Here is a 12,817-nt window from a genome sequence, read left to right as displayed (position 1 = left end):
AATACCTCTACAGCGGACGCAGACGCGGCAGGCCGCGCGGCGTTATCAACAAGTCGGTGATCGCCCAGACCAGCGCATCCACGCGGTCTGGACTTTGCGATCCGGCCTCCGGCGATCCGAAGGCACACATCTGGTCTTCAAGCGCCGGAAAGCGCCCGGCATGGCGCACGCGGCCCACCGAATAGAGTGCGGCTACCGGTTCGGCCCGGGCGCGCTTTCCCCGGCTTGCGCGGACCAGTTTGACCGGCAGGCCGGGCCGTACGGCTTTCATAACCGCCGCAACCATGTCACCGCCCTGATTGGACTCCGCAACGATGCAGTCGGCTTCAAGCCCGTCATAGGCCGCGACAACCGCCTCGGCCCAGGCGGATGGTTTTGCCGGGCCGAAGGAGCGGTCGGCCAGCACCCTGGCTGTTCGATCACTGCCTTCGCCCGACGCGCCGGCAACAATGATCCCGCATTCATCCGAGCGGTCATGTCCGGTCGCGGGAGGATCAACCGCGACAATGATCCGCTGCGGGTCGACGGGATCGGCCGTGCAGGCGTTTTCGATGTCCCTGCGGGTCCAGAGTGCGCCCTGCGGATCCTCGATCAGCAGGCCTTCCAGCTCCTGCCGGCCCAGTAGCGAGCCGCCATAGGCAGCCTCCATCGCCGGCAGAAAACGGTCTGCCAGATTGACCGCATTGTCGTGTGTGGCCGAACGGGTCATGACCACACCCGGCCGTTTCACCAGTGCTTTCAGTGCCGGTATCGGCCGCGGCGTGGTCGTCATCATCAGGCGGGGGAAATCACCCAGCCTCAGCCCCATCATCAGTGTATCCAGCGTTTCCTGCGGATACGACCAGGCGGCAAATTCGTCCGCCCAGGCAGCCTCGAATTGTGGTCCACGCAGACTGTCCGGATCCTCGGCGGAGAAAACATAACCTTTCGCCCCGTTCGGCCAGGACAGCCGCCGGCGCGAGGCTTCATAGACCGGCCAGCTGTCCTTTGGTCCCAACCGCAAAAGCCCGGAAGGTCCGCTAACCATCACCTCACGTGCATCGCTCAGCGTCGGGGCGATCAGGGCAATGCGGCCAACACCTTTCCCGATCAGCTCTCTTACCCATTCCGCACCGGCGCGGGTCTTGCCCGCCCCGCGGCCGCCGAGAAACAACCAGATGTCCCAGTCACCCTCGGGCGGTAATTGCGGATCACGAGCCCAGAAGTGCCAGTCATGCAGAAGCGCTCGGCACACGCCCGGCTTCAGGCTGTCCAGATATGCTTTTGCCTTCTCTTGCGGCTCTGATGCGATTGATTCGGCGTTCCAGTTCGGCCCGGGGATCGTCAAAATCATCGGCCTCCGCAGGCAACTCCCTGTCCGGCCGGATGGCCCGGCCCAGATCGTTTTCGAGTTTCACAAGCATGTTCAGCGCCCGCATCCGCTTGACCGCGGCATCAACGCTGCCCTCCATCAAGACCGTTTCGGCACGGATCAATTCACGGCGCAGGGCTTCCAGATGGGCCTCCGCCCGGTCGGCCGGACCGGCTTTCCTGTAACGGCCGATCTGATGGCGTACCCAGCTGTCGCTGAGCCCGGTCCGGTCCATGATATCCGCGACGCTGGTGCCGGCTTCATATTGACGAACCAGGAGTTCCCCATCCGCCCTGTCCAGCAGCCTTGCGCCCTTTTTTCCAACCATGCCGGTTTATAGCCCCGGCACCGCGCGCTCCGGATGCTTTGTTGGAATTTAGCTACACTGCATTGAAACAAAAAAGAAAACAGGCCTGGGTGACGCGGATTGACGTTCAGCTATCCCCGCTTTCGCCCGGCCAGTCCCGGATGAAGTCTTCATAATCCTCATCCGCCACGCGCAATTCACTCGTCACCCGACCGCGCACCGACATGTTGGCTTTGAAGGTCGATTGCGGATCACCCGTCACCAGCGGATGCCAGTCTGGCAAGTCACGCCCCTCATCGACCAGCCGGTAGGCACAGGTCTTCGGCATCCAGGCAAGCTGCCCTACATTTTCCGCTGTGAGGATGACACAGTCCGGCACCCGGACAGAACGGTTGGCATAATCCCGGCAGCGCCCGCTGGCTCCGTCATAGAGTTTGCAGGACAGCGAAGTCAGCACCCGTGATCCGTCATCATCTTCAAGCTGGACAAGACAACATTTGCCACAACCATCACACAATGACTCCCATTCCGAGCGTGACATCTCTTTCAGTGATTTCACTTTCCAGAATGGGTCTTTAGACATTATCGCCTGAAACTCGCCATCTTGATCGGGCTAGAAACGCCCCGGACGCCGCCATGACGCCATTCAGAGCTGATCTTCTAGCCGATAAACGGCGCCGCAGGGAACGTTTTGCCTGGATCGTCACGATTGCGTTTGCAGTGATCGTGATCGGTGGCGGCATTGCCGCCGGCACTTTCTGGCGCTGGGCCTTCTCCGACATTCCGGAGCTGCCCGCCAATCTGGAAACGCTTTGGGATGTCCGCCGCGAAAGCTCGGTGACACTGCTCGACCGCAATGGCGAGGTTATCGACGTGCGCGGGCCGCTCTATGGTGCGCCGGCACGTATCGAAGATCTGCCAGACCATGTGGCCCAGGCCTTCATCGCCATCGAGGACCGGCGTTTCTACGAGCATTCCGGCGTCGATATCTGGGGGGCTGCGCGAGCCGTGCTGGCCAATCTTCAGGCCGGGGCCACGGTTCAGGGCGGATCGACCATCACCATGCAGCTGGTGAAGAATCTGGTCCTGACGCCCGAACGCTCCATGCGCCGCAAGTTTCAGGAAATGCGGCTGGCGATCGAGCTCGAGCGGCGTCTCAGCAAGGATGAAATTCTCCAGCTCTATCTCAACCGAATCTATTTTGGTGCCCGCGCCTACGGCATCGAAGCCGCAGCCCGGCGCTATTTCGACAAGCCGGCGGCCGAGCTAACATTGGCCGAGGCCGCCATGCTGGCCGCTCTGCCCAAAGCCCCCAGCCGCCTCGATCCGACCAGTAATCTGGCTGCAGCACAGGAACGCGCGGCCATCGTGCTGGCCGCCATGGAGGACGCCGGTTTCATCACCGCCGAACAACGTGCAGAAGCCGAAGCCAATCCGGCGGCGCCCATCATTCCCGAACCGGAGGAGCTGCGCGATCCGGAAGTCTTCGGACATGTTTTCGATTTTGCTGTTCTGGAAGCCCAGGACGTCCTTGGCGAATTACCCTCGGATGCGATTTTACAGATCTCGATCGATCCGGAATTGCAGGAAACGGCGCATCGCGTTCTGACCGCCCGCATGGAGTCTGAAGGCGAGGCGGAGAATGCCGGCGAAGCGGCTCTGGTGGCCCTGTCACCGGACGGCGAGGTGCGCGCCATGATCGGCGGCCGGGATTATCTGGAAAGTCAGTTCAATCGGGCTGCCCAGGCCCGGCGCCAGCCCGGCTCGGCCTTCAAGCCGATCGTCTTCCTCGCCGCGTTGGAGAACGGGTCCTCGCCCTACAGCGTCTATTATGACGAACCGATTGATCTGGAAGGCTGGCAGCCACGAAATTTCGGCGGCAATTACCGTGGACGGGTGTCCATGCAGGAAGCGCTTCGCCGCTCGATAAACACGGTCGCTGCCCAGATCGGAGCCGAAGTCGGTCCGGAATCTCTGGTCGATGTCGCCGGCCGGCTCGGGATTGAAACAGAGTTGCCGCCTCTGCCGGCTCTCGCACTGGGCGCTGTGGAAGTGACCTTGCTGGAACTAACATCCGCCTATGCCACCATCGCCAATAGCGGGATGCGCCACGATACCGTCTTCCTGACACGTATCAGCAATTCACGTGGTGAAACCTTGTGGGAAGCCCATGAAGGCGAGCCGGAACGCACGGTCGAGGAATCCGATGCCCTGACCCTTTCAACCATGATGCAGGATGTCGTGCTGAACGGAACCGGTGCGAATGCGCGTCTGCCAGATCGGCCCGCGGCGGGAAAGACCGGCACCAGCCAGTCCTTCCGGGATGCCTGGTTCATCGGCTTCACCGCCGATTACGTGGCCGGCGTCTGGGTCGGAAATGACGACGACACGCCGACCAATGATGTCACCGGTGGCGGACTGCCCGCCCGGCTGTGGCGCGATTTCATGATTGCAGCACATGAGGATTTGCCGGCCAGGCTGCTGGCCGCGCCGGCGCCTCGGGAACGCACGGAGTTCGAGGAAAGACTGGCCGCTTTCTATTCCGAGCTCACCAACGCTTTCGAGGCCGAAGCGGAAAGCATTCCCTAGCGGTTGGAGAGTTCCGCCCGCAGGGCTTTCAGTTCATCCCGGATGGCTTTCAGCTCGGCCTGCATATCGTCCCGGTCAGCGGCTGCTTCCGCTTCCATCTTGGCATTGCGCTCTTCTTCTTCGTCGAAATGTTTCGACTGTAGCGAATCCACGATCACCGCGATGAACATGTTCAACACCGCGAAACTGGTGAGAACGATGAAAACCAGGAAGAACAGCCAGGCAAAGGGGTATTGCTCCATTGTCGGGCGCGCGACTTCCATCGCCCAGCCTTCCAGCGTCATCACCTGGAACAGGGTGAAGGCCGACGCCCCCAGCGTCTCGAACATCGGCTGGGTTGCGCCAAACAGCTTGGTCGCCATGACGGCCGAGACGTAGAACATCAGGGCCAGGACAGCGAGAATAGCGCCCATGCCGGGAATGGCCTTCATCAGGGCTTCAACAACCTTGCGCATGTCCGGCATCACCGAGAACAGCCGGAAGACCCGCAGGATCCGCATCGCCCGCAAGACGGTGAAGGCGCCGGCATCCGGGAAGAGTGATATCGAGACAATGATAAGGTCGAACCAGTTCCAGCCGCCTTTGAAGAAGCGCGGACCATAGGCGACCATCTTCAACAGCAGCTCAAAGACGAAAACGGTGACGATAACGGTATCGATCACCGGAGCCATCCGGGACAGGAATTCGTTTTCGACCGGATAGGTATCGAGCCCCAGTGTCACGGCGTTCAGCAGGATGAGACCGGTGATGAAATTGACGAAGAATGGTGCTTCGACGAAATCGACGAGCTGGTCTCGCCAGCTATTCACCGCCTGCGTGGACATGGATTCGGCCCCCTTTGTTGCGCTCTGATTATCGCCGTGCGCGCCCGAGTGCAACGCTGCACTGAACTGCCGAAATTAAGCAAATACCGCCACCGTTTCTTTACGGGTTTGATGCAATCTGCGGTCATTGAATTTCTGGCGGGGTCCATGGCAGTCCAAACAAACCTCACGAAGCTGGTCGATCTGGCCAAGGAAAAGTCCAGCGAACGGCGGCGGGAATTGCTCCGTGAGGTGACGGACCACTTCTTCGAGGCGCCGCCTGAATCAGCCTCTCCTGCGTTCGCGGAATATGATGGCGTGCTCTCCCGTCTTGCTGCCGACACCGCCCAGGACGCCCGCGAAGAGCTGGCGCGCCGTTTCGCCGACGCTCCGGAAGCTCCACACGGCCTTGTCATGCAGCTGGCCCGTGATGTCATCGAGGTTGCTGCGCCGATCTTGCAGAAATCGACAGCGCTCACCGAAGCCGATCTGCTGGCAATCGCAGAAGAAAGCGGTGGCTCTCACCTGAAAGCGATATCCGAGCGCGAAACCGTGTCTGCTGCGGTATCCGACACGCTGGTACGGCGCGGAGACGACGAGGTGGTTGCCACACTGGTGAAAAACCGGGGCGCAAATATCTCGCGGAAGGCCTTCGAGACCATCACCGAGCGCGCGGAAACCAATCCGGATCTTCATGCACCGCTGGTCGATCGCCAGGAAATGCCGGCCGATCTGTTGAATGACCTGATGACCGTGGTCGAGACCCGGCTGCGCGATCGCATCCTGCAGCGGTTCGACGAAATCGATCCTGAGGAATTGCAAAAGGCCATTGATGCGTCTCACAGCCGTCTTGAAGCGCGCATGTCCAACGACAAGGATGTCGATGAGGGCAAGCGCTACATCAATGCGATGAAACTCCGCCGTCAGCTAGACGGGGCGCTTCTTATCCGCTTGCTGCGGGAAAATCAGATGGTCCGCTGCGCCGCCGGTCTGGCCGCGCTGGCCGAAGTCGACTTCATGACCGCGAGGCGAGCTCTGGAAAGCCCCAGTATCGATCCGCTCTGCCTGGTCTGCCGTGCCGGTGGCCTGGACCGCACGCTATTCGTCACGCTGGCCGTGCTGAGAAATGCCGGCAAAGGCGATGCCTTGCGCGATGCCAAGGAATTCGGCCGCATTTTCGACGAGCTGTCCGAACATGAAGCCCAGCGCGCCATGCGGTTTATGATGCTCCGCAAGAACGCCAAAGCCGCCTAGTCTCCGGTGCTACCTTCCGGGTGTTTTTTCTTTCGGGTATAGACGGCGCCTTTTCCCTTTTTCGCCGGGATCGGACCAGCTGGCCGCGGCCGTGATCTCAGCCCCTTGGCGGCAGGGTTTCGTGAATTCGGTTTGTCCGGACTCACCGGTTGCGTTCCTTGGCCCGCAGAAATTTCAGATCCGGCCACTTCTCTTCGGAATAGCTGACCTCCCAGGCGGATTTGGCAAGGAAAACCGGATCGCCGTCAATGTCTTCGGCAATGGCGCTCTTGTGGCGATCAGCAAACTTTTCGATGTCGGCATCACTGCCGGATATCCAGCGCGCGGTTTCGTAAGGAGCAGCCTCGAACGTGACATCAATCCCGTATTCAGCTGCCACCCGCTCGGCCATGACCTCGATCTGCAGCTGACCCACCGCACCGACGATGAAGTCGCCACCGATCACCGGGCGGAACAGCTGGGTTACGCCCTCTTCTGCCAGTGATTCCAGCGCCTTCTTGAGATGCTTGGCTTTAAGCGGGTCAGCCAGACGGGCGCGGCGAAGGATTTCCGGCGCGAAATTCGGAATACCTGCAAACAGGATATCGCCAGCCTCGCTCAGGCTATCTCCGACACGAAGAAGTCCGTGATTGGGGATCCCGATAACATCACCGGCGAAGGCTTCGTCGGCAATTTCCCGGTCCTGCGCAAAGAACATGATGGGCGAAGACACTGTCAGGGATTTACCCTTGTCGGTCTTCAACTTCATGCCGCGTTTGAAACGTCCAGAGGCCAGTCGGACAAACGCCACCCGGTCGCGGTGGTTCGGGTCCATATTGGCCTGCACCTTGAAGACAAAGCCGGACACCTGCTTGTCACCCGGCGCGATCTCGGCCTCGGCTTTCCTGACCACCGCCTTTTCGACCTGCGGACCAGGGGCCACCTCTGCCAGCGCGTCCAGCAATTCAACGACGCCGAAACGACGCAGCGCCGACCCGAAATAGACCGGCGTCATATGACCTTCTTCATAGGATTGCTGATTGTAGGCCGGACAAAGCTCGCGGGCCATGTCGATGCCCTCGACCAGCTCGCCATGCACATCATCGCTCAACAGGCCGGCCATTTCGGAAGCTGGAACGGGCCTGCCTGACGACAATTCTCCGGCGTCGGGCCGGAACGGAATGAAGGCGTCGCGTTTCAGGTCCATGACCCCGCCAAAGCGCTGGCCTGAGGCCGCAGGCCATTGCATCGGCGCGGTATCCAGCGCCAGCTTGTCCTGGATATCATCCAGCAATTCCTCGGGCGCCAGCGCTTCCCGGTCGAGCTTGTTGATGAAGGTCAGGATCGGAATGTCCCGCAACCGGCAGACTTCCACCAGTTTCAGCGTCCGTGGCTCCACGCCGCGGGCCGCATCCAGCACCATGATCGCGCTGTCAGCCGCAGTGAGCGTGCGATAGGTATCCTCGGAAAAGTCTTCGTGGCCCGGGGTATCGAGAAGATTGAAGGTCAGGCCGCGATGTTCATAGGTCATCACCGATGCCGAAACCGAAATCCCACGATCCTGCTCGATCTTCATCCAGTCCGAGCGGGTACGACGGTTTTCACCCCGCGCGCGGACCTGTCCGGCAAGACGGATTGACCCTGCGGCAAACAGCAGGTTTTCGGTGAGCGTAGTTTTACCGGCGTCCGGATGCGAGATGATCGCGTAGGTGCGGCGCGTCGCCCATTCAGCGCTGGGAGGTGTCGTGGTCATGATGGATCAATGCTTCGGTTTATATGGCGCGGAGGTATAGGTCCCGGTGGCGGGATGCAAGCGCTGTTGGCCTATTCTACCGGTTCAGTCAGGAAATGCCGGCCTTTCGGGTCCTCGATCTCGACAACCCAGATATCCGGATCATCGTCCAATCGTTTGCCGGTGTACTGCGCGATATCGGCCTCGCTGACCGGTTCGGTACCCAGCGGCCTTATCCATATCCTGTCACCTTCAAAATCCCGAGCTGGAACATAGAGATAGCCGGTTCCATCCAGCAACATCACCTGCACCAGAACCGCGCCGGCATCGGTATCGCCCTTGCGCACCACCCCGCCCATGACGCCCGCAACCTCAGCGCGCCGAAGCAAAGCCTGCACCCAGATTTCTGACTTTAATCGATTCATTTCCATTGATGGCAAGGCAATTGCTTAATAAAGTGTGAATGGGTGGGGAGCGTATCATGTCAGTACGAGTTGTGCGTTGGGTTCTTGCGGCCATGGTCGGCTTGTTGGCGGCCCGTGCGGCTGCGGATATGCCGGAAACGGCGATTTACGAAACACCGCTGACCAATCTTGTGACAGCTATTGACGAGATCTACGTCGATCCCGAAAGCGGCGATGGTCTTGTAAGGTTCGCGATCTCCCCCATTGCGACACCGGGCGAAGGACGCCTGATCCTGGGCCTGGAACCGATGGGCCCCGACGCACCCGCCCTGATTATTGTTGTTAACAACAGCCGTGCAGTTCGCATCCCGTCGAGCCAGGAAGCGGTATCGGCCGAGATCGAACTTCCGGGTCATGTACTGAGGCGCGGCACGAATATTGTCACGCTGGCTCTGGAAGATGACGAAACCACCGGCTGGCGGCTGGATGGCGCCCATTCCCGCCTGCGGGTCAGCTACACGATGGACCGCGAACTGGCGTCCCTCGGCGATGTTGAAGCCGCATTGGCCGCCGATGTTCCGCAAGCCGGCGCCATTTTCATCGAGGACCGCCCGAACGATGTAATGGTGGAGGCGGTCGCTGCCCAGGGCATCGCATTGCGCATGGGCCGTGTTCCCGAGCTCGTGACTGATCCGGCCAGTGCCAGCATTCGCGTTACCTACGAACTGGATGCCGAACTTTCCGGCGCCGAGGTCCGCTTCAGCGATAATGGAACCCCCGGTGTCATTCTGGCAGGCCGCCACCAGCAGGATCTGGAATCCGCTGCGCGCCTGTTTGCCAGCCGCTCTCTGCGCCAGGCTGATACCGTCTTTACCGTCGTTGACGCACTTCACGCAGCCGCCATTGGCCGGGAAAACACCCGCGTTGAATCCTCGCAAGCCACCTTGCGCGAGTTTACCGAAGCCCGCCTGCCCTTCGGCGACGGCCGGGGTGCGGAAACCGCTGTCATCCTGACAGAAGGAGATGGCGACCGCCGTCTCGCCGGCCTTTCGATCATGGCGCGTACAGCGATCGCCCATGAGACCGCCTGGATCTATGCCTGGTATGGCAGCAACAGCCATGCCGCCCCGGAAAACCGCCATGTCGTCTTCGTCGGGACCGGCGCCCTGGCTGACCGCCAGCTCCTGGACGGCGCGCCGGTCGAATTCCGCACGGCTCTGCGCCAGGCGGCCGATCATAGCGGTGGCAGCGGTCTGCGGCTCTCATCGGCAGCCTATGCAAGCGAAGGCGTCCCACCCTCAGGTGTCGCTACGGTCTTCACCGATCCCGATAATCCTACACGCTGGATTGCCGGCTTTACCTCGCCGGAACCGGCGGGTTTCAACCGTGCGTCGGAGATCCTGTCGCGCTCTGCGCATTGGGGCGCTCTGACAGGCCGGGCCGCTATCTGGGATGAAGACGGGGTCACCGGTTACGACTATTCGCTTGAGGGCACGCCGACGTTGGCCCAGCGCTATGGTCTTCCCGATCTCAGCCTGCGCGAGATTGCATTGATCCTTTTTGTTCTGACCATGTTGTTTATTCTGCGTGGAATCTGGCGCCGTCGCCGGGTAAACGACAAATCAAGAGGTTGGCGCTAGCCTCTCCGGAAATAATCGGAGTCATGCATGCGCTTCTTGATAGTGGGACTGGCCTTTTTGAGTGCCGGTGCCCATGCCCAGACCCACCAGGACAGCTTTGCCCAGCGCGCACTAGCGCGTGCGCTGGATGACCGCTGCGCGCTGTTCAGCGATACAGAACGCCTGGCCCTGGACGGAGCGTATCTGCAGACGCGCGGCGATCTGCTGCGCGAGGGATATTCTGCAGCCGAGATTGACCAGAGCTATCAGCAGGTCACCCGTAATGTCTCCAATCGCCCTTGCGACGATGACAATGTGATGGCCATTGCCGCCGATATCAGATCCGCTTTCACGGCATGGCAACGTGAACGTTTTCAGGACTTTGTCAGCGCCCCGTCGCTATGGCAGGCCAACCGGCCCTATGCTTATGACAGCTGGGTGATCTCGGCAGGCCTGGATGGAGACATTCCCCTGCGTGCCGGCGCCTATAACCGGGAAGGAGAGATCGCGCTGACCATTGCGGCGGCGGACAATTCCGGTCTGGCCTCCATAGCGCTGGTCATGCGCGACAGCGAAGCCATGCCGGGCCTTCATGACCCGACACTGGGGGGGCTCCTGCAATTTGACGGACTTCCGGAATGGACCCGGTTCGTGCCGCCAAGCGAAGGTGGAATGCGCGTTCTGCCGGTCTCGCGTTTTTCCGCCGAGGGGATCGAGTATTTCCGGTTCAGCGAAGCGGCGCTGGACACTCTGCGGTCCCTTGACCCGCGCGAAGCTGTCCGCATCGAGGCGTTCGACCGGCAAGGCCGAATGGTCATTTCCCGTTATCTGGGGGTTGGCGATTTCGCCGCCGCGCTGGCCTTTGTCAGATCGTCACCGGATCTATCAGCCGGCCGATGAGATCAGCCCCTGCCCGGCTGTCTGGGCACGCTCGATACGCGAATGCACCTCCAAAGGCTCAGCGGGCGCACCATCGTCCTTGGCTGCGGTCATCACCGGCATGGAGACCGATACAGTCGTGCCTTCGCCGACCTTGCTGTCGATGGCCATCTGACCGTCGTGCATTTCCGCCAGGGCTTTGACCAGCGAAAGTCCCAGACCGGACCCCCGCTCGCCTGACGCATTCGCAGTCGAGGCCTGCTGATAGCGCTGGCCGAGCCGATAGAGCTCGTCCTGCGCAATGCCGGGCCCGCTATCGCCAACGGCCAGCGTCAGCTGATCACCCTCGACCGCCGCCAGCACGACAATTACGCCATCTTTCGGTGTGAATTTCACAGCATTCGAGAGCAGGTTCAGCAGGATCTGGCGGATCGCCTTGCGATCAGCGTGCACAGGCAATGCTTCAGGCATATCGATCTCGATCTCGATACCCGCTTCACTGGCACGCTGTGACATCATCCGGGTGCACAACTCGATTACATCAACCGCGTTGAAGTCCTCTTTCATTAGCGAATAGCTTTCGGCCTCGATGCGCGAGAGATCGAGCACATCGCCAATCAGCTCCAGCAGGTGACGTCCGCTTTCATGGATCAGGTCGGCGTACTCGGCATATTTCGCCGGGATCGGCCCGAAGAGCCGCGACTTCATGGCATCGGAAAACCCGATAATGGCATTCAGAGGCGTCCGGATCTCATGGCTGACGGACGCCAGGAATTCAGACTTGGCGCGCGTTTCAGCCAGCGCCAGATCGCGTTCTTCCTGCAACCGGCGTGTGGATTCCGAATTGTCTTCAGAGACGGCAGACGGCACCAGCGCAGCCGCCCGCGTGGTCTTGTAGAGCGTGATGTCTTCAGCCCGCCCTCTGGCCCCTCGAATTCGCGAATAGGACAAATGGGTGTCCGGGGTCTCAAAGGCCGTCCGGTCTGCCAGGTCGAAGGCCAGGTCCGCCAACGGCAATCCGACAATGTCACCGGGCAGGCCCGGCATCATGTCACCCACCGACTTCGACGTGGCGGTAATTTCGCCATTCCGCGTGGCGATCAGAGGAACAGGAGCATCCATAAACGCCCGGCTGCGATTTTGATGGCGCCGCGCTATGGAGCGCAGCAGGGAACGACGGCGCAAAACGCGCGCAGCAGAGAAGGCAGGGCCGGCAAACGCGACCGCCAGCACAGCGAGGAAGGCCGGTGCGAACACGTCAATCACGGCGCTGGACACAGTCAGAAGGCCTGCCAGCTGCAATCCGCCGATCAGGATGGCTGTCAGACCTGTGAGAGCGGCTGTTTCGATGATGATCCGCCGGTTGGCAAAGGATGCCATGGCGGCGACCGGCAGAATGAACACCATGGCGCCGGGGCCCATCATCCCGCCGCTGACAGCAACGGCAGATGCGGCCAGGGAAACCCACAGCAGCATCAACACCAGCTTTCCGAGCGGAGGCGCCTTCCGGTGAGCCAGGAAAAGGCCGGCAATCCCGGGCAGCAATGCGCCCGCTATCCCGGCTATCGCCAGAGACAGTTCGACCGGCGCGGCATCAATGATGACTGGTGCGACGGCAGCGAGCACGGCAACCCAGATCAAATGGGTCAGCCGCCCGCCATTATTGAGAACCCTGTCAGCTAGCCGCATTGCCGGGCAAACCTCCATTAGCCGCGACTCGGTAAAGCACCGCACAACGAGCCTTTCCGGCCCCGCTTAACAAGACGTTAATTCAAGCCGTAAAATCGTTAACGCAACACTTCATCAAGCCTTGATGCAAGAAGTTGAGATGCCGACTGGCGCTCTCGCCTTACTCGCGCCAGAATAAGCGGAATGGAGCCCAAGGGCATAGGAGAGTTGG

The 12,817-nt window shown here is 60.9% G+C and carries 11 protein-coding genes; 4 read left to right on the top strand and 7 right to left on the bottom strand.

All coding sequences use genetic code 11. The features are described from left to right. Positions 1 to 7: 7 nt before the first annotated feature. From V0U79_RS11795 to V0U79_RS11785, 3 genes are all read right to left on the bottom strand, one after another. Positions 8 to 1,234, bottom strand: a complete 1,227-nt coding sequence (locus V0U79_RS11795) for a DNA-packaging protein (protein ID WP_330199716.1) — start codon at positions 1,232 to 1,234, stop codon at positions 8 to 10. After that, on the bottom strand, positions 1,212 to 1,679 hold the full coding sequence (locus tag V0U79_RS11790; protein WP_330199715.1) for a hypothetical protein: 468 nt from the start codon (positions 1,677 to 1,679) through the stop codon (positions 1,212 to 1,214). Before V0U79_RS11790 ends, V0U79_RS11795 begins: the two co-directional genes overlap by 23 nt. Before the next feature lie 106 nt (positions 1,680 to 1,785). Beyond that, positions 1,786 to 2,241, bottom strand: coding sequence for a YcgN family cysteine cluster protein (locus tag V0U79_RS11785; protein WP_330199714.1), 456 nt, complete (start codon positions 2,239 to 2,241; stop codon positions 1,786 to 1,788). 53 nt (positions 2,242 to 2,294) lie between these two features. Here V0U79_RS11785 and pbpC point away from each other — a divergent pair, with 53 nt between their 5' ends. After that, the gene (gene pbpC / locus V0U79_RS11780) at positions 2,295 to 4,247 is read left to right on the top strand and encodes a multimodular transpeptidase-transglycosylase PbpC (RefSeq protein ID WP_330199713.1); all 1,953 of its coding nucleotides are present in this window, start codon (positions 2,295 to 2,297) and stop codon (positions 4,245 to 4,247) included. Here the strand turns inward: pbpC and V0U79_RS11775 are convergent. Continuing rightward, positions 4,244 to 5,071 carry an ion transporter gene (locus V0U79_RS11775; RefSeq protein ID WP_330199712.1) on the bottom strand — a complete coding sequence of 276 codons (828 nt, stop codon included), beginning with the start codon at positions 5,069 to 5,071 and terminating at the stop codon, positions 4,244 to 4,246. The genes pbpC and V0U79_RS11775 overlap by 4 nt on opposite strands. Positions 5,072 to 5,218: 147 nt before the next feature. On the opposite strand from V0U79_RS11775, the gene V0U79_RS11770 reads away from it, so the two are divergent. Next, positions 5,219 to 6,304, top strand: a complete 1,086-nt coding sequence (locus V0U79_RS11770) for a DUF2336 domain-containing protein (RefSeq protein WP_330199711.1) — start codon at positions 5,219 to 5,221, stop codon at positions 6,302 to 6,304. A 142-nt stretch (positions 6,305 to 6,446) separates the two neighbouring features. Here V0U79_RS11770 and V0U79_RS11765 read toward each other — a convergent pair whose 3' ends face one another. After that, on the bottom strand, positions 6,447 to 8,036 hold the full coding sequence (locus V0U79_RS11765) for a peptide chain release factor 3 (RefSeq protein ID WP_330199710.1): 1,590 nt from the start codon (positions 8,034 to 8,036) through the stop codon (positions 6,447 to 6,449). Positions 8,037 to 8,107: 71 nt separating this feature from the next. Further along, entirely contained in the window at positions 8,108 to 8,440 is a 333-nt protein-coding gene (locus V0U79_RS11760) for a DUF1491 family protein (RefSeq protein ID WP_330199709.1), read from the bottom strand. A 56-nt stretch (positions 8,441 to 8,496) separates the two neighbouring features. On the opposite strand from V0U79_RS11760, the gene V0U79_RS11755 reads away from it, so the two are divergent. After that, a complete protein-coding gene (locus V0U79_RS11755) occupies positions 8,497 to 10,059 on the top strand; it encodes a hypothetical protein (protein WP_330199708.1) in 1,563 nt (520 codons plus the stop codon). A 27-nt stretch (positions 10,060 to 10,086) separates the two neighbouring features. Continuing rightward, positions 10,087 to 10,938 (top strand): hypothetical protein, encoded by an 852-nt coding sequence (locus tag V0U79_RS11750; protein ID WP_330199707.1) that lies wholly within the window; start codon positions 10,087 to 10,089, stop codon positions 10,936 to 10,938. Here V0U79_RS11750 and V0U79_RS11745 read toward each other — a convergent pair. After that, positions 10,924 to 12,606, bottom strand: coding sequence for a sensor histidine kinase (locus V0U79_RS11745; RefSeq protein ID WP_330199706.1), 1,683 nt, complete (start codon positions 12,604 to 12,606; stop codon positions 10,924 to 10,926). The genes V0U79_RS11750 and V0U79_RS11745 overlap by 15 nt on opposite strands. Between the last annotated feature and the right edge of the window lie 211 nt (positions 12,607 to 12,817).

It is taken from the genome of Hyphobacterium lacteum, from assembly GCF_036330345.1.
Classification (GTDB): Bacteria; Pseudomonadota; Alphaproteobacteria; order Caulobacterales; family Maricaulaceae; genus Hyphobacterium; species Hyphobacterium lacteum.
This window is presented reverse-complemented; position numbering and strand designations above follow the sequence as displayed.

Coding starts and splice junctions, on each gene's coding strand:
- V0U79_RS11790 (WP_330199715.1), bottom strand. CDS start 1,679: ATGGTTGGAAAAAAGGGCGCAAGGCTGCTGGACAGGGCGGATGGGGAA.
- V0U79_RS11785 (WP_330199714.1), bottom strand. CDS start 2,241: ATGTCTAAAGACCCATTCTGGAAAGTGAAATCACTGAAAGAGATGTCA.
- pbpC (WP_330199713.1), top strand. CDS start 2,295: ATGACGCCATTCAGAGCTGATCTTCTAGCCGATAAACGGCGCCGCAGG.
- V0U79_RS11775 (WP_330199712.1), bottom strand. CDS start 5,071: ATGTCCACGCAGGCGGTGAATAGCTGGCGAGACCAGCTCGTCGATTTC.
- V0U79_RS11770 (WP_330199711.1), top strand. CDS start 5,219: ATGGCAGTCCAAACAAACCTCACGAAGCTGGTCGATCTGGCCAAGGAA.
- V0U79_RS11765 (WP_330199710.1), bottom strand. CDS start 8,036: ATGACCACGACACCTCCCAGCGCTGAATGGGCGACGCGCCGCACCTAC.
- V0U79_RS11760 (WP_330199709.1), bottom strand. CDS start 8,440: ATGAATCGATTAAAGTCAGAAATCTGGGTGCAGGCTTTGCTTCGGCGC.
- V0U79_RS11755 (WP_330199708.1), top strand. CDS start 8,497: ATGTCAGTACGAGTTGTGCGTTGGGTTCTTGCGGCCATGGTCGGCTTG.
- V0U79_RS11750 (WP_330199707.1), top strand. CDS start 10,087: ATGCGCTTCTTGATAGTGGGACTGGCCTTTTTGAGTGCCGGTGCCCAT.
- V0U79_RS11745 (WP_330199706.1), bottom strand. CDS start 12,606: ATGCGGCTAGCTGACAGGGTTCTCAATAATGGCGGGCGGCTGACCCAT.